Here is a 24,141-nt window from a genome sequence, read left to right on the forward strand (position 1 = left end):
CGCTAACCATCTCGCATTACCCAGCAGCATTGCCGACAGGAGATCAGCATGAAGACTGATGACGCAAAAGACAGCCATAACCAGGCGCGCCAGGGGCGCCGCAAATTCCTGCGCGTACTGGGCGCCAGCACCGTAGGGGTTGCCGCAGCAGGGTCATTGGCCGGTGCCGTGATTCCGGACCAGGCCGCGCCAGAGGCCCCCGTCAAGGACAAGGGCACGGACAACTATCGCGAGAGTGATCACGTCAAGGCCTTCTACGCCACGCTGCGTGACTGAATGCAAGACAGACAGTGCCCTGAGCCTGCGCCATGCGCGCGGCCAGCGGCCTGAACAACGGGCAGCGCGGAGAGGTTTCCGCCCGCCATCGACAGTGACAAGTCGGCACGGATCAGGACTGCCCCTGATCTGAAAGACCGCCGCTCCCGACATTGCCCCCTGACCCGCTTACGCGGCCCGGGCAATGATTCGGGTGACGAGGAGAGATGATGTCATGCGACTGACCCCCACCCCCTCTGCCAAAGAGACCTCAGGACTCGGTATCAACCGCCGCCAGTTCCTGAAACGCAGCGGTGTCGCCACCGGCGGCCTTGCCGCCGCGAGCTTCATGGCCGCCCCGATGATGAAACGCGCCGAAGCCAAGACCGAAGTGTCTGACGCGCCGGTCGAGACGAAGCGCACCATCTGCTCACACTGCTCCGTGGGCTGCGGCGTCTATGCCGAGGTCCAGGAAGGTGTCTGGACCAAGCAGGAACCCGCCTTCGATCACCCCTTCAACCGTGGCGCGCACTGCGCCAAGGGCGCATCGCTGCGTGAGCATGGTCACTCTGACCGTCGCCTCAAGTACCCGATGAAGCTCGAAGGTGGCAAGTGGAAGAAGCTCTCCTGGGAACAGGCCATCGAGGAAGTCGGCGACAAGGTGCACGAGCTCACCAAGGAGCATGGCCCCGATAGCATCTACTGGCTGGGTTCGGCCAAGTTCAGCAATGAACAGGCCTACCTGATGCGCAAGTTCGCGGCCCTGTTCGGCACCAACAACGTCGATCACCAGGCGCGTATCTGTCACTCCACCACGGTGGCCGGGGTCGCGAATACCTGGGGCTACGGGGCGATGACCAACTCCTTCAACGACATGCACAACTGTCGTTCGATCCTGTTCATCGGTTCCAACCCGTCCGAAGCGCATCCGGTGGCCATGCAGCACATCCTGCTGGCCAAGGAGCGCTCCAACGCCGAGATCATCGTCGTCGACCCGCGCTTCACGCGGACCGCCGCCAAGGCCAACAAGTACGTGCGCCTGCGTCCGGGCACCGATGTCGCCTACATCTGGGGCCTGCTGTGGCACATCTTCGAGAACGGCTGGGAAGATGAGGCCTACATCCAGCAGCGTGTCTACGGCATGGATGAAGTGCGTGCCGAAGTCGCCAAGTTCCCGCCGGCGGAAGTCGAGCGCATCACCGGCGTCAACGAGGCCGACATGCTCGACGTCGCGCGCCGCCTGTCCCAGAACCGTCCGGGCAGCGTCGTGTGGTGCATGGGCGGTACCCAGCACACCACCGGCAACAACAACACCCGCGCCTACTGCATTCTGGAACTGGCGCTGGGCAACATCGGCAAGTCCGGTGGCGGCGCCAACATCTTCCGTGGCCACGACAACGTCCAGGGCGCCACGGATCTGGGCCTGATGTCCCACTCCCTGCCGGGCTATTACGGCCTCTCCGAAGGCGCGTGGAAGCACTGGTCCAAGGTCTGGAACGTCGACTTCGAGTGGATCCAGAACCGCTACGACCAGACCGAATATCACGACGGCAAGCCGATGCACACCAACGGCATCACCGTCTCGCGCTGGGTCGATGGCGTGCTCGAGAACCCGGACCGCATCTCCCAGCGCACCGCGCTCAAGGCGATGTTCTACTGGGGCCATGCCGTCAACTCCCAGACCCGCGGGCCGGAGATGAAGAAGGCGATGGCCAAGCTGGACATGATGGTGGTGGTCGACCCCTACCCGACCATCGCCGCCGTCATGCACGACCGTACCGACGGCGTCTACCTGCTGCCGGCCGCGACCCAGTTCGAGACCACCGGCAGCGTGACCAACTCAAGCCGCTCCCTGCAGTGGCGCGATCAGGTCATCGAGCCGATGTTCGAGTCCAAGCCTGACCACGAGATCATGTACCTGCTGTCTCGCAAGCTGGGCTTCGCCGACGAGTTGTTCCGCAACATCAAGGTCGAGGGCAGCGTGCCTGTCGTCGAGGACATCACGCGCGAGTTCAATGCCGGCATGTGGACGGTGGGTTACACCGCCCAGAGCCCTGAGCGCCTGAAGGCTCACCAGCAGAACTGGCACACCTTCGACTTCGAGACGCTCAAGGCCCGTGGCGGCCCTGCCAACGGCGACTTCTACGGCCTGCCCTGGCCGTGCTGGGGCACGCCGGAGATGGGTCACCCGGGCTCGCCCATCCTGTATGACACCTCCAAGACGGTGGCCGAGGGTGGCGGCAACTTCCGCGCGCGTTATGGCGTGGAGCACAACGGCACCAACATCCTCGCGGAAGGCTCCTGGTCCAAGGGTGCCGAGATCGAGGATGGCTATCCGGAGTTCACCGACAAGCTGCTCAAGCAGCTGGGCTGGTGGGATGACCTGACGGCCGAGGAAAAGCAGGCGGCGGAAGGCAAGAACTGGAAGACCGATCTCTCCGGCGGCATCCAGCGCGTGTGCATCAAGCATGGCTGCATGCCGTATGGCAACGCCAAGGCGCGTGCCCTGGTGTGGACCTTCCCGGACCCGATCCCCAAGCACCGCGAGCCGCTGTACACCGCGCGTCGCGACCTGGTGAAGGACTACCCGACCTGGCCGGATTCCGAGTCCATCTATCGTCTGCCGACGCTCTACGCCTCCATCCAGGAGAAGGACGTCAGCGCCAAGTACCCGATCACCCTGACCTCGGGCCGCCTGGTGGAATACGAAGGGGGTGGCGAAGAGACACGCTCCATTCCGTGGCTGGCCGAGCTGCAGCAGGAGATGTTCGTCGAGATCAATCCGGCCCTGGCCAATGACCAGGGCATCAAGGACGGCGACATGGTGTGGGTCGAGGGCGCCGAGGGCGGCCGCGTCAAGGTGATGGCGATGGTCACCGAGCGTGTCGGTCCGGATGTCGTCTTCATGCCCTTCCACTTCGGTGGGCATTACGAGGGCGAATCCCTCGAGTCCCGCTATCCGGAAGGTACCGTGCCCTATGTGCTCGGTGAATCGGCCAATACCGCGACCACCTACGGCTACGACCCCGTGACCCTGATGCAGGAAACCAAGGTCACCTTGTGCCGCGTCAGCCTCGCCTGACTCGAGTGACGGCCGCGTCCGAGTGACGCGGCCCGGACGCAGCGCAAGACACGATCGGACGTATCCGTTACCAGAATCATCCGGCCTGTTGACCGAGAAACCCGGCGACAGGCCGTGAAGGAGAAGCACCATGGCCCAGATGAAATTTTTGTGTGATGCAGAGCGCTGCATCGAGTGCAATGGCTGCGTGACAGCCTGCAAGAACGCCAACGAGACCGAATGGGGCGTTCAGCGTCGCCGCGTGGTGACCCTGGACGACGGCAAGCCGAGTGAAGTCTCCATCTCGGTGGCGTGCATGCATTGCGATGACGCGCCGTGCATGGCGGTCTGCCCCACCGACTGCTTCTACAAGACCGATGACGGCATCGTCCTGCACGACAAGGACATCTGCATCGGTTGCGGCTACTGCCTGTACGCCTGCCCGTTCGGCGCCCCGCAGTTCCCGCAGCAAGGCGCCTTCGGCGAGCGCGGCAAGATGGACAAGTGCACCTTCTGTGCCGGCGGCCCGGCCGAGAGCCCGGAAGAAGAGTTCGAGAAGTACGGCGCCAACCGCATCAGCGAAGGCAAGCTGCCGCTGTGCGCCGAGATGTGCTCCACCAAGGCCCTGCTGGCCGGCGATGCCGAGACCGTCTCCGACATCTTCCGTCAGCGTGTGGTCTACCGTGGCCATGAAGACGGCGCCTGGTCGCCGGTCGACAAGGCCAGCCATCCGGAGACGTCTGCCAACCTGACCACCAGCAGCGTTCAGCAGGCGGACCACCTGGCCTACGACGCAGCCCGCAAGGGGTAAGGAGGCGACATGCGCGCGCACTTTACAGCTTCACGGTTGACCGTGGTCGCCATGTTCCTGTGCCTGATGCTGGCCAGTCTCTGGCTGGCTCCTCAGGCACTGGCCGCGAACCCTGACGGCGAGATCGGTCAGGCGGTCGGCACGGTGGACGCCGATACCTGGCGGCAGGTCAAGGATGGGGGCAACTCCATCGACAGCCGTCATGACTCCAACTACAGCCTGATCAACCAGAGCGGCGAGACCTGGCGTCAGATCCGCAATCGCTGGATCTCACCGGGCGGCCTGATCGCACTGGGTGGCATGCTGGCCGTGCTGGTGATCTTCTACCTGCTGGTGGGACGCAACAATCTGGACCACCCGCGCAGCGGCAAGCTGATGCTGCGCTGGACGGCGCTGGAGCGTGCCATGCACTGGACGCTGGCGACGCTGTTCCTGACGCTGGCCATCACCGGCATCAATCTGCTGTGGGGCAAGTTCGTGTTCCGCAATGTGTTCGGGGACGTATTCTGGGCCAACATGATCATGGCGACCAAGGTGATCCACAACTATGTGGGCCCCCTGTTCTCGATCATGCTGATCCTGGTGCTGGCCAAGTGGCTGAAGCTCAACCTCCCCAAAAAGCATGACCTTGACTGGTTCCGTCAGGGTGGCGGCATGATGAAGGGCAAGCATCCGGATGCCGGCTTCGCCAATGGCGGGGAAAAGGCCTGGTACTGGATTCTGGCGACGGTCGGCCTGGTGGTGATTGCCAGCGGGCTGGTGCTGGACTTCCCGATCTTCGGCCAGACGCGTGACAACATGCAGTGGGCCAATGTCTTCCACGGCATCGCCTCGCTGATGCTGATCGCGGTGTCCTTCGGCCACATCTATATCGGCACCGCCGGTACCGAGGGCGCCTTCGAGGGCATGAAGACCGGCTATGTCGATGAGACCTGGGCCAAGCAGCACCACAATCTGTGGTACGACGAGGTCAAGCAGGCCGAAGCGGCAGACCCGGCAGCAGACCCCGCCACGGCGCCTGACGATAGTCTGGCACGTCAGCAACGTCCGAATTAGCGCGGCGTCAGACATCCGCAGGATGAGTGAAGATACGCCCGGTCAGGTTCGCCTGCCGGGCGTTTTCGCTTGCCAGCGCCCGCTCTCTCGCTTGCCAGCGCACATTCTTTCGCTTTCCAGCACATTCTTTCGCTTTCCAGCACAGTCTCTACCATCCACTGGCACTCCACCTGCCAACCCGCCTGCCAATCCGTCTGCCAAACCCCAGACCAAGCCACAGGCGTGCAGCGCTGGTTCACAGCCCTGCATTAGTTGCGTAAAGTTTCAGATATCCCGCCTGGGCCCACCAGGCACCCCGACAGCATGAAGGCAGGCGCTTGGCTGCGCCTTCTCAGGAGAATTCGATGAGCGACCCGACCCCTCAAGCCGTACAAGACCTGAGCCAACTGGACGAACAGACCCGCACCGAGCTGGAAGCGGCCGCGTTCCGTCGTCTGCTCAAGCATCTGGATGACAACAAGGATGTCCAGAACATCGATCTGATGATCCTCGCCGACTTCTGCCGCAACTGCCTGTCCAAGTGGCTGATGGCCGCTGGCGAGGAGCGCGACGTGAGCTTCGATTACGACGCGGCGCGCGAGCATGTCTACGGCATGCCCTATTCCGAGTGGAAGACACATCACCAGGCCAAGGCGACCCCTGAGCAGCTGGCAGCGCTCGAGGCACGTCAACAAGGCAAGAAGGACTGATCATGAGCGGCAATGACGAACAGATCGGCCTCACCATCGCGGTATTGACCGTCTCGGATACACGCACCGCAGAGAATGACCGCTCCGGCGACGCTCTGGTCGACAACCTGACGGCGGCTGGCCATACCCTGCATGAAAAGCGCATCGTACCCGATGACGTCTACCAACTGCGCGCCGTGGTCAGCGAGTGGATCGCGGACCCGGCCGTTCAGGCCATCCTGACGACGGGCGGCACGGGCTTCACCGGGCGTGATTCCACGCCGGAAGCCATTCGCGTGCTGCTCGACAAGGAAATCCAGGGCTTCGGCGAACTCTTCCGTCAGCTTTCACACCAGGAAGTCGGCAGCTCGACGATCCAGAGCCGCTGTCTGGGCGGGCTGGCCAACCGTACCGTGGTGTTCTGCCTGCCCGGCTCCACCGGCGCCTGCAAGACGGCCTGGAACGGCATCCTCAAGGAACAGCTCGACAGCCGTCACCGCCCCTGCAACTTCGCCAACCTGGTGATCCCGGAGCGCGGAACCCATGCCCACTGACGCCAGTAAAGACCCGCATTCCCAGCCGTCGCCTTCCGCGGCGGTAGAGTGTGGCTGCGACGCCGTGCCTGTCGGCGCCAAGGGGCTGGCGCCCCTGGCCAGTGCACTCGCAGCGCTCCGTGACAGCTGTCCGCTGATGCCAGCCGAGCGCGTGGCAGTCAGTGACGCCGCAGGACGTGTGCTCGCCGAGGACGTGCATGCCGAGCTTGACGTGCCGCCTGCCGACAACTCCCAGATGGATGGTTACTGCGCCCGGGTGGCGGACATCGGTGACGGTGCCTGGCTGCCGATCAGTCAGCGTATCGCGGCAGGCCAACATGCCACGCCGCTGGCCGTGGCGAGTTGCGCGCGCCTGTTCACCGGGGCGGAAATTCCCGACGGCGCCGACGTGGTGGTCATGCAGGAAGAGGTGACACTGCGTGAGAACGAAGATGGCACCACCCTGGCCTGGCTGCCCGGGCCTCGCACCCCCGGCGACAACATTCGCGTTCAAGGCCGGGATGTCAGCAAGGGCAATCGATTGCTCGCGGCGGGCACACGACTGGACGCTGCCGCGCTGGGCCTGCTGTGTGGCCAGGGGGCAAGTCACGTGCTGGTGCGCCGCAAGGTACGAGTGGCCTTGTTCGCGACCGGTGATGAACTGATCGAACCCGGCCAGCCGCTCAAGCCCGGCCAGATCTACAATTCCAATCGCGTGATGCTCAGCCAGATGCTCAGCGACTTCGGGGCTGAGGTGGTGCTGGCACCGCTCAATGTGGCCGATACCTTCGAGGCCACCCGTGACGCTCTCGCTTCGGCGGCGCAACAGGCTGACCTGATCGTCACCTGCGGTGGGGTCAGCGTCGGCGAGGAAGACCACGTCCGCCCCGCCATCGAGGCGCTCGGCAGCCTGGATCTGTGGCGCCTGGCCATCAAACCGGGCAAACCACTGGCGCTGGGGCGCATCAACAGCCCCCGGGGTGACACGGTGCGTGTCGTGGGCCTGCCGGGCAATCCGGTCTCCAGCTGGGTCGGTGGCTGGCTGTTCCTTCGTCCGTTACTGGGCGAGATGACCGACTGCACTGCATTGCGCGAGCTGAAACGTCTCACGGTACGCGCGGTCTTCTCAGCCCGCACCGCCATCCGTCAGGATCATCTGCGCGTCACCCTGTCGCCCGGCAGTGATGGACAGCTTGAGGCACATGCCTTCCCGGACCAGAACTCGGCGGTACTCTCCTCCTGCGCCGGTGCTCAGGCACTGGCCGTGATTCCGCCCCATGCTCAGCTCAGCCACGGTGACAGCGTGGAATGCCTGTGGCTCGAGCGCTGACACCGCTCCCCCCTCCCTGTTTTCACAACTGTCTTTACAACTGTCGTGACTACTGACGCGATAACTGTCACGACAACTGACGCTGGAATGCGACACCCTAGTGACACTCCAGCGTCATCTTGACCTCGCCCCTGAGTCCGGCACACTGACTGCCTTCATTCATCTGAGTTCTGACTGCCTACGGCGGCTCAGGACACTGATCGGTTACGGACTCTTGAGCAAGGACAACTCAATGCCAGCCTCTTCCTCGTCGCCCTGCGCGCTGTTACGCCCACTTGCCATGGCTGTGCTGCTTGCCACCACGTCGTCATCCTTGCCGGCGCTCGCCGATGACATTGCCACGTCGCCTGCGCCGGGCACGTCGGTCACTGAATGGAGCTATGCGAGTGAATCCGCGGATGACACCAACGCCGGAGCCAATGGCCCCGAGCATTGGGGAGAGCTCACCCCGGGCTATGCCGAGTGTTCGGCCGGCAGCCAGCAGTCGCCGATCGATATCGACAGCCAGTCACGCACGCTGAATGAAGCGGGCCCGAAACTCGACTACCACTCGCCGCTGCTCGTCACGCGCGATACGGGCCACACCCTGCAGATCGAAGGGGCCAGCGGCAATACCATGACGCTGGATGGCACCCAGTACACCCTGTCGCAGGTGCACCTGCATGTGCCGTCAGAGCACGCCATCGACGGCAAGCGTGCCGCCATGGAAATCCATCTGGTGCACAGCACGCCGGAAGGCAAGCTGGCCGTGCTGGCCGTACTGGTCGAGGAAGGGCATGACAACCTGGCTCTCAGCCGCCTGTTGAGTCGCCTGCCCCAGCGCGGCCTCTCCGAGACCCTGACAAGCGGCCTGTCTGCCAACCTGCTGCTGCCACGCGAACATGCTGGCTGGCAGTACTCCGGCTCGCTTACCACCCCGCCATGCTCTGAGCCCGTCACCTGGTTTGTCATGCAGACGCCGATCGAAGCCTCCCAGGCTCAGATCGACGCCTACCATGAGTGGCAAGGCGGAGAGAATGCCCGTCCCCTTCAGCGCTGATTAATTCAAGGCACTCCATGGACGACAAAGGCGCCACCCTCTTGGGTGGCGCCTTTCTTGTTGCACCTTCAAAAAACATAGTTCATACGTTAAAAAATCGGATATCAGCAGCCAGCAGGAACTAATTTATAAGAGTAACTTGAACTATTGCCATCTTTCTTCGCAATATTAATCAGTTAGCATTAATTTATTAGCAAGCTAACACAGATTAGAAAAACCATACTCAAGGAATGATCCAAACCGACTGCCGAAGCGTTCTTGAAGTGATGCAACATCACCCAGGCCCCCTCTGGACATCAGGGGTGGCAGCCGTTCGATATGCAGGGCAAGTAAATGAAAAATTCCAGATCGTTTATAAATACATACAAACGATACACAAACGTAACTTGCAATCACGATAGAACTAGAAAATTCATCCCAACCATAATAATGTGTTAATTGTTGATAATTAATAAGAAGTCGGGAAAGCATTCAAGAAGTCCATTGAGGATTCGCATATGCCAGTCTCTGCCAAGATCGCCCCCCATGGCCAACTCGCAAATCAGGAAGCTATCCTGCGCGAAGTCGACACTATCCCCCTCAATGAAGCATCGGATGTCAGCCTGAACCTACATCCCCGTGACATCGAGATGATGACCCGCCAGGGAGACAACCTGCTTGTCACCCTTGAAAACGGGGAACTGATCAGGGTCGAAAACTTCTACGCAGACCCCACCGAGCTCAGCCATCTGTATCTGCAAGGCGATGAGTTCGCCGGTGAGCTCTTTCAGGTGGGTCTGGGTGAAGCTGGAGCAGGGGGTACTGTGCCCTTCACCAGTACCGCGACCTTGACGACGGCAGAGACTGCACTCACTACCGCAGCAGCGGGTGCGGGCACTGCGGGAGTAGAAACTGCAACGGGCGCAGGCGCAGGCGCGGGGGCTGGCATCAGCACCGCTGGCCTCGTGGCAGGCGGCGTTGCCGTGGCCGCCGGTGTCGGCGTAGCCGCTGCCACCGGCGATGACAGCTCCTCCTCGGATGAGGACACGACAGCACCTGAGGCGCCTGTCCTCGACGAGACCAATGGCAGCATTCTCACGGGCAGCAGCGAGCCCGGCGCCACTATCGAGGTCACCAATGCCACCGGCGACAGCGTAGGAAGCGCCGTTGCCGATGCGGATGGCAACTTCTCGGTCGAGCTGTCTCCCAAGCAGGCAGCCGGCACCGAACTGACCGCCACCGCCACCGATGATGCCGGCAACGTGAGCGAAGCCTCCACCGCAGTCACCGTGCCGCAGGATGCCGATGTCGCGGCACCCAACACCCCGACCATCGCCGCCGCGACCGATGATGTGGAAGCCATCACTGGTGCGTTGGAGGAAGGCGACAGCACCAACGATGCCACCCCGACCCTGACCGGCAGCGCCGAGATCGGTAGTACTGTCACCGTCACGCATAATGGCGAAGTGATCGGCACTACCATCGCCGATAGCAATGGCACATGGAGCTTCACACCAGACACTGAATTCGCCGATGGCGAGCACGTCTTCAGCGTCACTGCGACTGACGAAGCCGGCAATGTGAGCGTGCCGTCTGGCGAGTTCACGCTGACAGTTGATACCACCGCACCGGATGCGCCAATCCTGTCCGAGACGGATGGTGAGACCGCCAATGGCAGTACCGTCAATGGTAGTGCCGAGGCCGGTGGGACTGTCGAAATCACCAATGGTGATGGTGATCTGTTGGGCACCGGCACCGTTGCCGATGACGGCACCTTCAGCATCACGCTGTCTCCGAAGCAGGAAGCCGGCGCTGAGCTGACCGCCACCCTCACCGACGCCGCGGGTAACGTAAGCCCTGCCTCCGATGCCTTGGTGGTGCCGGAAGATGCTGACGTGACTCCGCCGAACACCCCGACCATCACCTCGGCCATCGATGATGTGGAAACCGTCACCGGCACTCTCGCCTCTGGCGACAGCACCAATGACGCGACGCCGACCCTGACCGGCAGCGCCGAGATCGGTAGCACCGTCACCGTCACGCATAATGGCGAAGTGATCGGCACTACCACCGCCGACAGCAACGGTGCATGGAGCTTCACTCCAAACACCGAGCTTGGCGATGGCGAGCATGTCTTCAGCGTCACCGCAACCGATGCTGCTGGTAACGAAAGCGCTGCGTCTGCCGAGTTCACGCTCTCTATCGACACTGTCGCTCCTGATGCGCCGATCCTGTCCGAGACGGATGGCGAGACCGCCAATGGTAGCGCCGAGGCCGGAGGCACCGTCGAAATCACCAATGGTGATGGTGATCTGCTGGGCACCGGCACCGTTGCCAATGACGGCTCCTTCAGCATCACCCTGTCACCCAAGCAGGACGCCGGCACCGAGCTGACCGCCACCGTCACCGATGCTGCAGGCAACGAAAGTGCTGCCTCAGACACCCTGGTGGTGCCGGAAGACGCCGACATCACTGCGCCGAATGTCCCGACCATCGCCTCCGCCACCGATGATGTGGAAGCCGTCACTGGCACCCTCGCCTCGGGCGACAGCACCAACGATGCCACCCCGATCCTGACCGGCAGCGCCGAAGTCGACAGTTCTGTCACCATCACACTCGATGGTGACATCGTCGCTACCATCGTGGCCGATGCCAATGGCAGCTGGAGCTACACCCCGGACACCGAACTGACCGATGGCAATCATGTTTTCAGCGTCACCGCGACTGATGCCGCCGGTAATGAAAGCACGCCGTCCGGCGAGTTCACGCTCTCTATCGACACTGTCGCTCCTGATGCGCCGATCCTGTCAGAGACGGATGGCGAGACCGCCAATGGCAGCACCGTCAATGGTAGCGCCGAGGCCGGAGGCACCGTCGAAATAACCAATGGTGATGGCGATCTGCTGGGCACCGGCACCGTTGCCAATGACGGCTCCTTCAGCATTACGCTGTCACCCAAGCAGGCAGCCGGCACCGAGCTGACCGCCACCGTCACCGATGCTGCAGGCAACGAAAGTGCTGCCTCAGACACCCTGGTGGTGCCGGAAGACGCCGACATCACTGCGCCGAATGTCCCGACCATCGCCTCCGCCACCGATGATGTGGAAGCCGTCACTGGCACCCTCGCCTCGGGCGACAGCACCAACGATGCCACCCCGATCCTGACCGGCAGCGCCGAAGTCGACAGTTCTGTCACCATCACACTCGATGGTGACATCGTCGCTACCATCGTGGCCGATGCCAATGGCAGCTGGAGCTACACCCCGGACACCGAACTGACCGATGGCAATCATGTTTTCAGCGTCACCGCGACTGATGCCGCCGGTAATGAAAGCACGCCGTCCGGCGAGTTCACGCTCTCTATCGACACTGTCGCTCCTGATGCGCCGATCCTGTCAGAGACGGATGGCGAGACCGCCAATGGCAGCACCGTCAATGGTAGCGCCGAGGCCGGAGGCACCGTCGAAATAACCAATGGTGATGGCGATCTGCTGGGCACCGGCACCGTTGCCAATGACGGCTCCTTCAGCATTACGCTGTCACCCAAGCAGGCAGCCGGCACCGAGCTGACCGCCACCGTCACCGATGCTGCAGGCAACGAAAGTGCTGCCTCAGACACCCTGGTGGTGCCGGAAGACGCCGACATCACTGCGCCGAATGTCCCGACCATCGCCTCCGCCACCGATGATGTGGAAGCCGTCACTGGCACCCTCGCCTCGGGCGACAGCACCAACGATGCCACCCCGACCCTGACCGGCAGTGCCGAAGTCGACAGTTCTGTCACCATCACACTCGATGGTGACATCGTCGCTACCATCGTGGCCGATGCCAATGGCAGCTGGAGCTACACCCCGGACACCGAACTGACCGATGGCGATCACATCTTCAGCGTCACCGCGACTGATGCCGCCGGTAATGAAAGCACGCCGTCTGGCGAGTTCACGCTCACCGTCGATACCACCGCACCGGATGCGCCAATCCTGTCCGAGACCGATGGCGAGACGGCCAATGGCAGTGCCGAGGCCGATGGGACTGTCGAAATCACCAATGCTGATGGCGATCTGTTGGGCACCGGCACCGTTGCCGATGACGGCACCTTCAGCATCACGCTGTCTCCGAAGCAGGAAGCCGGCGCTGTGCTGACCGCCACCGTCACTGACGCCGCGGGTAACGAAAGCCCAGTCTCCGACACCCTGGTGGTGCTGGAAGACGCCGACATCACTGCGCCGAATGTCCCGACCATCGCCTCCGCCACCGATGATGTGGAAGCCGTCATTGGCACTCTCGTCTCTGGCGACAGCACCAACGATGCCACCCCGACCCTGACCGGCAGCGCCGAGATCGGTAGTACTGTCACCGTCACGCATAATGGCGAAGTGATCGGCACTACCATCGCCGATAGCAATGGCAGCTGGCGCTTCACACCAGACACTGAATTCGCCGATGGCGAGCACGTCTTCAGCGTCACGGCGACTGACGAAGCCGGCAATGTGAGCGTGCCGTCTGGCGAGTTCACGCTGACAGTTGATACTTCAGCACCGGATGCGCCGGTTCTGAGCGAGACCGATGGCACCACCGTCGCCGGAACCGGTGAAGCGGGCACTACGGTGGAAGTCACCAATGCCAACGATGATGTTGTGGGCACCGCGGTCGTCGATGCAGAAGGCAACTTCTCGGTTGAGCTCTCACCGGAGCAGGAAGCTGGCAGCACTCTGACAGCCACGGCAACCGATGCGGCCGGCAATGAAAGCGCAGCGTCCGCGGCACTCGATGTGCCGGAAGATGCTGACGTGACTCCGCCGAACACCCCGACCATCACCTCGGCCATCGATGATGTAGAAGCCGTGACCGGCACCCTCGTCTCTGGCGATAGCACCAACGATGCCACCCCGACCCTGACCGGCAGCGCCGAGATCGGTAGTACTGTCACCGTCACGCATAATGGCGAAGTGATCGGCACTACCATCGCCGATAGCAATGGCACATGGAGCTTCACACCAGGCACTGAATTCGCCGATGGCGAGCACGTCTTCAGCGTCACTGCGACTGACGAAGCCGGCAATGTGAGCGTGCCGTCTGGCGAGTTCACGCTGACAGTTGATACATCAGCACCGGATGCGCCGGTTCTGAGCGAGACCGATGGCACCACCGTCACCGGAACCGGTGAAGCGGGCACTACGGTGGAAGTCACCAATGCCAACGATGATGTTGTGGGCACCGCGGTCGTCAATGCAGAAGGCAACTTCTCGGTTGAGCTCTCACCGGAGCAGGAAGCTGGCAGCACTCTGACAGCCACGACAACCGATGCGGCCGGCAATGAAAGCGCAGCGTCCGCGGCACTCGATGTGCCGGAAGATGCTGACGTGACTCCGCCGAACACCCCGACCATCACCTCGGCCATCGATGATGTGGAAGCCGTGACCGGCACTCTCGCCTCTGGCGACAGCACCAACGATGCCACCCCGACCCTGACCGGCAGCGCCGAGATCGGTAGTACTGTCACCGTCACGCATAATGGTGAAGTGATCGGCACTACCATCGCCGATAGCAATGGCACATGGAGCTTCACACCAGGCACTGAATTCGCCGATGGCGAGCACGTCTTCAGCGTCACTGCGACTGACGAAGCCGGCAATGTGAGCGTGCACGACTTCATCACCAATGACGATGATGGCCTTACGATCACCGCCACCCTGGATGCCGCACTGGCCGAGGGCGAGACCCTGCAGTACAGCAATGATGGCGGCACCACCTGGATCGACATCAGCGGCAGTGTCGACGGCATCACCGTCAGCCATGTCGACGCCGGCCTCACCGCCTCTGCCACCGTGCAGCTCAAGGTGCAGGACGCCGCCGGCAACGATGGCGCCGTGGCTTCCCAAGCCATCGTGATCGACGTGACCGCGCCGACCACCACCGCGACCATTGACGCGATCAGCGACGATAGCGGCATCGCCGACGACTTCGTCACCAATGACGATGATGGCCTGACGATCACCGCCACCCTGGATGCCGCACTGGCCGAGGGCGAGACCCTGCAGTACAGCAATGATGGCGGCACCACCTGGATCGACATCAGCGGCAGCGTGTCCGGCACTGCCGTCAGCTACGCTGATGCCGACCTTACCGCCTCTGCCACCGTGCAGCTCAAGGTGCAGGACGCCGCCGGCAACGATGGCGCAGTGGCCTCGCAGGCCGTCGTGATCGACGCCGAGGTGCCGGAAGCGCCGATCATCGTCAGCATCATTGATGATGTCGAGACATCGACGGGCCCTCTTACCGATGGTGATAGCACCAATGACACAATTCCTCTCATTGGAGGTACAGCGGAAGCTAACAGCACTCTGACTCTCTACAACGGGTCAGATGTAGTGGATATTATAAGTGTCGATGAACGTGGCAACTGGACATTCATGCCAGATGAAGCACTCGTCGATGGTGACTATATCTTCAGCGCTGTTACAACCGATGCAGCTGGCAACGTCAGCAATTCTTCAAACACGTTCTCAATTACAGTGAGCACCATACCCTTCGTGGAGTCTGGGAACTCTGCGGTTACAGAAGACGGCATTGGCGCTGCGCCAATGGCTGCAATGATGTTCCGAAGCTTCGCTTTCGCACCAGCATCCGATAGCGATTCAGATATTACCTCTGCTACTGACAGCGGCGTATTGTCATTCGGCAATGTGTCGACTGATACTACTTTCACATTAGTGAAGCCGACGGCAGTTGATATTGAGGCAGAAGACCAGCTGCTTGTCTGGAGCCTGTCTGCGGATAGCAAGACACTACAGGCACTTTATACCGATGAAGAGACCAGCGTTGAGTCTGCCGTCATCACAATCACTATCGATGATAACGGCAACTACACCACGACTATCGCGCAAGGAATTGATCATCAACTCGATGGTGCTGACAGCCTTACCTTTGACGTCGGTGTCCAACTAGTCGATGGAGCCACCAGTCTCTCCAGTACTATCAGTGTCAAGGTCGTGGATGATACCCCAACGGTTAAAGCGAACCAGTTCGTTGTCGTATCTGCTCTCAATACTGACTATAACGGCTCAGCCCTGGGTGATGATGGTGGGTTCGGTGCGGATGGTGGCTATGTTCAGCAGACCACTATTCACGGTGTCACTTTCACCGTATCCGATGACTTATCAAGCGCCACTGTGAGTGGCAGCTCGCCCTTGGTCGATATCGAGATTGGTAGTACCGTTACTATTAATGACGGACTTCTGACGATAGAAACCGTGCTTGGTGAGACTCTCTCGGTGAACGTCGAGACAGGTGCCTACACCTATAACAATAGTGGTAACTCCACTATTACCGATAGTCCGAATAGCGCACCAGAAGCTACGATAAGCGGCCAAGGCGGCTTGCTGGGCATCGTCGATATTGAAGCACTAGGGCTTATTGACTTGGCAGGCACTCAGGACCTGAGTGTCAGTGATTCTGACAATAACATCACTGAAGTCGTGATCGAGAAATCCGCACTTCTTGGACTCAACGCATTGTCGCCCAATGTGACACTCGGCTATTCACAGGAGCTTGCCGTCGAACTTGGACTCATAGTCACGCCTGATACCATGGGTGTCGAATTTGATCTTGGGATCGGGCTCGGTTTTATTACTTTAATTGGAGCCTCTACCCTAACGATAACCAAAGTGGGTGGCGGGGTAATTGATCAGCAGGTGCTCAATGAATTCTTGGCTACTGTTGTCATAACGTCAGATGGTGCCATAGACGTTGAAGCACTTGGCGAAACAACTCTCACAGTAATGGATAGTGGTGGGCTCAGTGACACTGCCGATGTCAGTGGTTTGCTTGGCTTGAGTGTTCTAGGCGGTAGCAACAGCACCACTGCTACTGTCATTGAAGATACTGAGGGTACAGGAGAACTGACTGCAGCCTCAGAAACCGGCAGTTCCCGTCTCTACGGCTTCGCTGGCGACGATGAGATCACCGGCAGCGCACAGGCAGATATTCTCCGCGGTGGAGAAGGAAATGACATACTCAATGGCGGTGGTGGTAGTGATCTGATCATCGGTGGAACAGGTGACGATACACTTACCGGCGGCGCTGGGGTTGACGTCTTCCGCTGGGAAGCGGGCGATGAAATCACCAGCGATGGCAGCATCGCGACCGACATCATCACCGATTTTGATACCAGCCTGCCCCTGAGTGAAGCCGGCGGCGATATCATCGACCTTTCCGGCATGTTGCAAGGAGAGTGGCGTCTCGGCAATGCTGCCAATAACCTCACCAGCTTCTTGCACATCACTTACGATGCTGGCCTGGATAAGACCATTATCGCCATCAGTACCGGCGGTGGATTTTCTTCTGGGTACGATGAAAGCCAAGTCAATCATTACATTGACTTGGCAGGAGTGGACCTTGTTGCCGACAGCACCACTGATGAAGAAATCATTGCTAGTCTGCTTGAGCAAGGCAAGCTAATCGTTGATGAGGCCAACTCCTCTACGGTCTTTGGTGATATCAGCTCCGATGTAAACTTCACAGTCATTGATGGCGACGGTGATACCGCTAGCAGCAAGGTCACCTTCAATGGCCAAGGTGGTACAGAGCCGGACACAACGACAAACTCTGCACCTGAAGTCACCGCCAGTAGCAGCAAGTTACTTGGACTTGTTGGGCTCGAAGCGCTTGGGCTCATCGATTTCTCACAGAACGATGTATTCGTGACGGATGCTGACGGTAATCTGGCATCTGTCACGATCACCTTCGAGCCATTGTTGAGTGTGGAGGTGGGGGGCACATTACTTACCGGCCCAGAATTTACGGCTAACAGCGAACTCGCTGCAGAATTGGGACTGCAGTTCACAACCACGAGTCGTGCAGGACTACTGGGGCTGGTGGCTCCCGAAGCCAGTATTACCATCACTGCGATAGACAATGGCGATATCGACAATCTCGCCATCAATGAACTGCTATCGACGATAGCGCTAAACGATGGCATCGCTAATGTGGAGGTACTCAACTCCATCACCATCACTGCCACTGATTCCGATGGCGCCAGCACAACGCAAAGCCTGGCATCTTTGGCTGACGTAGGAGTGCTGGACGGCAATGATGACTCGGTCTTTGATGGCGATACGACCGGCAATACCATCGATCAAAGTTCTGCCTTGATTGATGTGCAGCTCTACGGCTATGCCGGCGATGACACTCTCACAGGTGGGAACGGCAACGACCTGATTCGCGGTGGAGATGGCAACGATATCGCAAGTGGCGGCGATGGGAATGATCTACTGTTTGGTGGAGGTGATGACGATACCTTATACGGTGGCGCTGGCAGCAATATATTCGATGGCGGTGATGGCGATGACACCATCGTAACATCCACCCTCACCTTCGACGTCGATGGTGGCGTAGGTATTGATACCTTGAGCTTCGACAATACCGGGGAAAGCATTGACCTGACTGCCCTGCTGGATGCGGATGCTTCGGTAAATACTGCGGCCAACATCGAAGTTCTCGATATCTCGGCCAGCAGCGAGACCGGCACCAGTCTGAAAATCGATGCCGATACGGTATTGAACCTCACCGATGGTGATAACGAGCTGTACATCGATGGCGATGAAGGCGATAGCGTGGAAGCGGCTGGGGCAACATCCTCCGCGACAACGACCGAGTTCAACGGCACGACGTATGATACTTATCAGCTTGGTGAGGCAACGCTGTATATCGATCAAGACGTGACTGTGAATACCAGCAACGGATAAACCTGATCGAGGTGCCCCGCAAGGGGCACCTCCCTTGATGATCAGCATGATTCAGAAACACTAGAGCGTCAGGATGACGCAGCACTTCAGAGGACACTCTGAAGACAAGGAGTCACATGATGCCCACCCTATTTCGTTGCCCGTCTGCCCACAGACAGGCAACACTGCCGCGCATGCCAGCGACGAAGCGTTGCGTCGCCATCTTTGTCATCTCCGCCGCGCTTTCAGCATCACTCCCGGCCACTGCCCAGACGAATCGCGATCTCGCCGCCGTGCTGAGCGATGTGCTTGCCCATGACCCTCGCATCGAGGCCGCTCGGGCCAATGTGCGTGCAGCGGGCACGGAGATCGAGATCGCCGAGGATGGCTATTGGCCGCGCCTGGAGAGCAGTGTCGGCACCGAGGACAACTTCACCGAAGGCGGTTACCGTCTGACCCTGAGCCAGATGCTGTACGACTGGGGCCAGGTGGAGGCCGAGGTCGAGCAGCGCAAGGCAGAGCGGAACGTCGAGCGTGACACCCTGGATCAGACCCGCATGGAAATCGCCCAGGAGGCGATCACTGCCTATATCGATCTGGGCGCCAATCGCGCCATGATGCGCCGCGTGCGCGATTACATCGAGAAGCTCGAAAGCCTCGAGCGCCTGGCCAATGACCGCACCTTCTCGGGCTATGGGGATCGGGTCGAGCTGGACCGGGCCGCCGTTGATCTTGCCAGTGCCCGCGAGTGGCTGGCACGCCTGCAGGGCGATGCCGACACCGCCCGTCAGGAGCTCGAGATACTCAGCGGCCGCTCCTTCAGGGATGTCGCCCTGAGCGCCCCGCCGCCGCTGCCGATCGTGGCGGATCTGGCCCGCGACCCCGCCACCACCGATGCCGCCATCACCAACGCGCCGGCCTATCGCAGTCATGTCAGCCAGCAGAATGCCGCGCGCCACGCCCTGAGCCTGAGCGAGGCCGAGCGCTGGCCGGAGTTGCGTCTGGAGGCGACCAGCTCACGCTATGAGTCGAACGACGACATGGTCAGCGACTCCAGCATCGGCCTGCGCATCGAGGCCCCGGTCTTCCAGGGTCTGACGCCGTTGCGCCAGCCCGAAGCGGACCGCGCACGCCTGACCGCCGCCCAGTTCGAGATCGCCTCCACCGCCCGCGAGCTACGCCGCCAGATAAAGCGTCTGTCAGCCAGTCAGCCTGCGGTCGAGGCGCGCATCAAGGCGCTGGATCAGCAGGCACGAAGCGGCGAACGCCTGCGCAGCAGCTATCGCGACCAGTTCATCACCGGCTCGCGCAATATCGAGGATCTGCTGACCATCGAGAGCGAGATATTCGCCGCACGGCGCCAGATGATCGAACTCAATACTCAGCTGCTCACCGATCAATATGACCTGGCGACCCAGCTTGGTGCCCTGCCGCTGGTCTCCTCGCCCTATCGGGCTGAAGCCGCTGCCACCCCGCCAGAGACGGCGCACACCTCGCTGCCCCACTCTCATCACCATGCCAGCCAGGGAGTCAGCCCATGAGCGCCCCACAGACCACCGTCTCCTCGGCCACGGCGACATCGCAACCCGACCCATTGCTGGAGAGCGTTCGCCAGTTGCTGCGCCTGCAGGGCCACGGCATCGATCTCGAGCGCCTGCGACACGGCATGCCACTCACCAAGGGTGAACTGGCGCCGCAGGATCTGGAGCAGGCCCTGTCGCGCCAGGGAATCGCCGCGCGCCTGAGTCAGGCACCGCTCAGCGAGATTCCCGAAAGCCTGATGCCCTGTGTCGTGCTGCTGGAAGACGGCAGCAGTCGCGTGCTGCTGTCCCATGAGGCCTCGCATCAGTGGCCTGCCAAGTCGAGCACGGGATCGAGCAGCGAGTCATCTAGTGAGTCGGGCAGCGACACGAGCGACACCCAGGCAGGCGATGACTTGGACACCCCCCCCAGCGGCCCCGGCTACAAGCTGCTCGATCCCCTGTCCGGTGGCGCCTACTGGCTGCCACAGGCCGAACTGGCTGCCGCCTACGCCGGCATTGCGCTGTTTGCGCATGGCGAGATCTCGCTGGAGCGCGCGGAAGGCTACAGCCAGACCCGGAAGGGGCACTGGCTGACCTCACGGCTCAAGTCGCATTGGCGCGTCTTCGCCGAGGTCGCATTGTCCTCCTCGCTTGCCGCCCTGCTGGCCGTGGCCACGGCCCTGTTCGCGATGCAGGTCTATGACCGGGTGGTGCCGACCGGCGCCGTCGATACGCTGTGGGCGCTGGGCATCGGCGTGATGCTCGCCATCGGGCTGGAAGCCTTGTTGCGCGCATTGCGAGCGCAGCTGATCGAGAACTCGGGCAAGAAGATCGACCTCGAACTCAACGATCACATCTTTCGCCACGCCGTGCAGATGCGCCTGGCCGCCAAGCCGCGCTCGACCGGGGCGATGGCCAGCCAGATTCGTGACTTCGACGCCATCCGTGAATTCTTCACCGCCTCGACCCTCGGCGCCTGTGGTGACCTGCCCTTCGCGTTGTTGTTCCTGGGCCTAATCGCCCTGCTGGGTGGCCCGGTGGTCTGGGTGCCGGTGGCGGCCATCGTGTTGATGCTGATTCCCGTGCTGCTGGCGCAACCGTGGCTGTCGCGTCTGTCGCGTGAAGGCATGCGCGAATCGGCGGTCAAGAACGGCGTGCTGCTCGAGACCCTCGACAACCTCGAGAATCTCAAGGCCTGTCGCGCCGAGGGCCATGCCAGCCGTCAATGGCAGCGCCTGACCTCAGAGCAGACGCACCGCGGCGTCACCTTCCGCCACGCCGTCGCCTGGTTGACCAGCTGGGGCACCGGCATGCAGCAGCTGGCCTATGTCGGCGTCATCATCGCCGGGGTCTACCTGATCATGGCCGGCGAGTTGAGTGTCGGTGCCCTGATCGCCTGTTCGATTCTCTCGTCGCGCGCCATCGGCCCGACCCTGCAGATCAGTGCGCTGCTGAGTCGCTGGCAGCACGTCAAGGTCGCCAAGGAAGGGCTGGATGCGCTGATGGAGACCGACATCGAGCGTCCCAGCGATCGTCGCTTCGCGCGCCTCGCCCAGGCACGCGGGCACTACCAGGCCGAGAATCTGCACTGGCGCTACGACGAGGAAGCCCCGGAAGCCCTGGCGTTGGACCGCCTGAGCATCGCGCCCGGTGAGCACTTCGCCCTGCTGGGAGGCAACGGCGCCGGCAAGAGTACTCTGCTGCGTCTGCTGGCCGGCTACTTCACGCCCACCAGTGGCGAGCTGACCCTCGACAACCTCGCCCTGAGTCAGATCGATCCTGCCGACCGCCAGCGCGCCATCGGCTATCTGCCGCAGGACATCAGCCTGTTCAGCGGTACGCTGCGCGACAACCTATGCATCGACGGGCGAGATGTCAGCGACATGCGCCTGCTGGAGGTCATCGAGATGACCGGACTGGGCGACTTCGTGCGCCGCCACCCGCTGGGGCTGGACATGATGCTGCATGACCGCCACAGCCTGTCCGGTGGCCAGCGCCAGAGCCTCGGCCTTGCCCGCCTGGTCCTGCAGGACCCGGCCGTGGTGCTGCTGGATGAGCCCACCGCCTCGCTGGATCAGGCCACCGAGCAACACGTCATCAAGACCCTTGGCCCCTGGCTTGCTGGCCGCACCCTGGTGCTGGCCACACACCGCAAGTCGCTGCTCGGCTGGGTCGAACGCGCCCTGGTGCTGCGCCACGGCAAGCGCGTCATGGACGGCCCGCTGGATCAGATCATGGCCAGACAAACGGCCGGCAAGACACCGGCCACCTCCGCATCCCGTCAGCGCCAGGAGGCCTCATGAGCCAGCGTTTCGATCCCGAACTCATCAAACGCGAGCTGGGCGCGCCGGACCAGAAGCTGGAAAGCCACTGGTCGCGTCCGCTGCTGTGGGCCAGCTTCCTGGTCATCGCACTGTTCATCGCCTGGGCCAGCTGGGCCGAGGTCAATGAGGTGGCGCGTGGCGAAGCCAAGGTCATCCCCTCCTCGCGCCAGCAGACCATCCAGAGCCTCGAGGGCGGCATCCTCGACGAGATGATGGTCAGCGAAGGCGAGATCGTCGAGGCCGGTCAGCTGCTGGCCGCCATCGACGAGACCCGCTTCCGCTCCGCTTACATGGAGTCACTGAGTCAGGCGCAGGCGCTGCGCGCCACCATCGCCCGTCTGGAGGCTGAGGTGCTGGACAAGTCGAGCATCGAGTTCCCCGAGGAAGTGCGTGACAACGAGGCACTGACCGCCACCGAGCGCGAGCTGTTCACGGCCCGGCGCAAGAAGCGTGACAGCGCCCTGAATGCGGTCAGCAAGGAAATCAGTGCCGCTCAGCGTCAGCTCGCGGTGATTCGTCCGCTGGTCAAGCGGCGTGCCGTGGGCGAGATGGAGATGCTCAAGCTGGATCGCGAGATCGCCGAGCTCAACGGTCGTCAGGCCGAGATCCGCAACACCTATCTGCAGGATGCCTACGCCGAGCTTGCCGACAAGAAGTCCGAGCTGGCCGCCCTCGAGGAAACCAGCGTGCAGCGGCGTGATCAGCTGGACCGTACCCGGCTGCTCTCGCCGGTGCGCGGGGTGGTCAACAACATCGCCATCACCACGCGCGGTGGGGTGATTCCGCCCGGCGAGGAGATCATGCAGATCACGCCACTGGAGGACACCCTGGTGTTCGAGACGCGCATTCGCCCGCAGGATGTCGCCTTCATCGCCCCGGGCATGCCGGCGACGATCCGCATCAGCGCCTACGACTATGCGGTCTACGGCACGTTGGAGGGCAAGGTCGAGCGCATCAGCTCGGACACCCTGGAGGAGGAGACGCCACGCGGCGAGGAAAGCTACTATCGCGTGCTGGTCAGCAGCGAGACCGCGGCGCTTGAGCACAACGGCGAGACGCTGCCGATCAAGCCGGGCATGGTCGCCACGGTCGACATCGAGACTGGCGAGCGCAGCGTGCTCTCCTACCTGCTGAGGCCCTTCACGCGTCTGGAGCTGCGCTGAGCGCAAGCCTGATCGTCAGATAGCGGGCGGCTGACGCAATGCCAGCATGTCCGGCCACAACCGCGCGAAGCTGTCCTCGAGCATCGCGCGGTTATCCTCCAGCCACGGCGTCATGTCCGCCAGCGGATTGGCGTCTGCATCCAGATTCCCCACCCTGTGCGTATGCCTTCCATTGCGAGTATCACTTGTCTGGCGGGTATCAATTGTCTGGCGTAAGCGGCGTCTGGCCGTCATGCGCTCGCCGATGCTGGCAATGGTCGCGAGCGTGAACTCCAGCTCCCGATAGCGCCTGAGTGCATCGCGCACCTGAATCCATTCGATCAGGCTCGACAGGCGTGACGGCACCTCCTCACGCGCCAGCAGGCGATAGAGGCGCTCGATATCGTCATCATGCATCTCGGCGGCCAGCAGGTGATCCCACATCATGTCGAAGGCGATGCCGGCGACACGTCGCGACGAAGGCGGCACCTGGGTCAACAACCAGCGTGTCTCGGGATGGGCGTCGATCACCGCGTCGCAGCGGCGGTGAAAGCGGATGCCCGCCTCTACCTCCGGCGACCAGTCGCTCAGGTCACTGCCGCGCACGCCATCGGCAATCAGGTTGCCAAACAGGAAGTTATCGCTGCCCGCCAGACTCAGGCGTGCATGACCGAGAAAGTTCAAGTTGCTAGACT

Annotated in this window: 13 protein-coding genes; 12 read left to right on the top strand and 1 reads right to left on the bottom strand. The window is 61.7% G+C overall.

What is annotated here, in order from left to right; genetic code table 11:
• Positions 1-48: 48 nt before the first annotated feature.
• The 12 genes from ACJJV2_RS08665 to ACJJV2_RS08720 all read left to right on the top strand — a co-directional run bounded on the left by ACJJV2_RS08665 (position 49) and on the right by ACJJV2_RS08720 (position 23,467).
• Positions 49-276, top strand: a complete 228-nt coding sequence (locus ACJJV2_RS08665) for a twin-arginine translocation pathway signal (RefSeq protein ID WP_107334842.1) — start codon at positions 49-51, stop codon at positions 274-276.
• Positions 277-490: 214 nt separating this feature from the next.
• Positions 491-3,337: a molybdopterin-dependent oxidoreductase gene (locus ACJJV2_RS08670; RefSeq protein WP_405280013.1), complete on the top strand. Its 2,847-nt coding sequence runs from the start codon at positions 491-493 to the stop codon at positions 3,335-3,337.
• Between the two features lie 130 nt (positions 3,338-3,467).
• On the top strand, positions 3,468-4,127 hold the full coding sequence (gene fdh3B / locus ACJJV2_RS08675; RefSeq protein WP_043333544.1) for a formate dehydrogenase FDH3 subunit beta: 660 nt from the start codon (positions 3,468-3,470) through the stop codon (positions 4,125-4,127).
• A 9-nt stretch (positions 4,128-4,136) separates the two neighbouring features.
• Entirely contained in the window at positions 4,137-5,183 is a 1,047-nt protein-coding gene (locus ACJJV2_RS08680) for a formate dehydrogenase subunit gamma (RefSeq protein WP_405280017.1), read from the top strand.
• A gap of 344 nt (positions 5,184-5,527) precedes the next feature.
• On the top strand, positions 5,528-5,872 hold the full coding sequence (locus tag ACJJV2_RS08685) for a DUF1244 domain-containing protein (RefSeq protein WP_405280020.1): 345 nt from the start codon (positions 5,528-5,530) through the stop codon (positions 5,870-5,872).
• 2 nt (positions 5,873-5,874) lie between these two features.
• Positions 5,875-6,405 (top strand): molybdenum cofactor biosynthesis protein B, encoded by a 531-nt coding sequence (gene moaB / locus ACJJV2_RS08690; RefSeq protein WP_405280023.1) that lies wholly within the window; start codon positions 5,875-5,877, stop codon positions 6,403-6,405.
• Positions 6,395-7,714, top strand: coding sequence for a gephyrin-like molybdotransferase Glp (gene glp / locus ACJJV2_RS08695; protein ID WP_405280026.1), 1,320 nt, complete (start codon positions 6,395-6,397; stop codon positions 7,712-7,714). The genes moaB and glp overlap by 11 nt, the downstream gene beginning before the upstream one ends.
• 232 nt (positions 7,715-7,946) lie before the next feature.
• Positions 7,947-8,753 (top strand): carbonic anhydrase, encoded by an 807-nt coding sequence (locus tag ACJJV2_RS08700; RefSeq protein ID WP_405280029.1) that lies wholly within the window; start codon positions 7,947-7,949, stop codon positions 8,751-8,753.
• A 497-nt stretch (positions 8,754-9,250) separates the two neighbouring features.
• Entirely contained in the window at positions 9,251-18,478 is a 9,228-nt protein-coding gene (locus ACJJV2_RS08705) for an Ig-like domain-containing protein (RefSeq protein ID WP_405280032.1), read from the top strand.
• Between the two features lie 173 nt (positions 18,479-18,651).
• Complete coding sequence (locus tag ACJJV2_RS08710) at positions 18,652-19,998, top strand: TolC family protein (protein ID WP_405280035.1); 1,347 nt, start codon at positions 18,652-18,654, stop codon at positions 19,996-19,998.
• Positions 19,995-22,283, top strand: coding sequence for a type I secretion system permease/ATPase (locus ACJJV2_RS08715; protein ID WP_405280038.1), 2,289 nt, complete (start codon positions 19,995-19,997; stop codon positions 22,281-22,283). Before ACJJV2_RS08710 ends, ACJJV2_RS08715 begins: the two co-directional genes overlap by 4 nt.
• On the top strand, positions 22,280-23,467 hold the full coding sequence (locus ACJJV2_RS08720) for an HlyD family efflux transporter periplasmic adaptor subunit (protein ID WP_082388547.1): 1,188 nt from the start codon (positions 22,280-22,282) through the stop codon (positions 23,465-23,467). The genes ACJJV2_RS08715 and ACJJV2_RS08720 overlap by 4 nt, the downstream gene beginning before the upstream one ends.
• Positions 23,468-23,482: 15 nt before the next feature.
• On the opposite strand, the gene ACJJV2_RS08725 is transcribed toward ACJJV2_RS08720, so the two are convergent.
• Entirely contained in the window at positions 23,483-24,130 is a 648-nt protein-coding gene (locus tag ACJJV2_RS08725) for a DUF479 domain-containing protein (RefSeq protein WP_405280041.1), read from the bottom strand.
• Positions 24,131-24,141 lie beyond the last annotated feature (11 nt).

The organism is Cobetia sp. Ld8 (assembly GCF_045066615.1).
Lineage (GTDB): Bacteria > Pseudomonadota > Gammaproteobacteria > Pseudomonadales > Halomonadaceae > Cobetia > Cobetia amphilecti.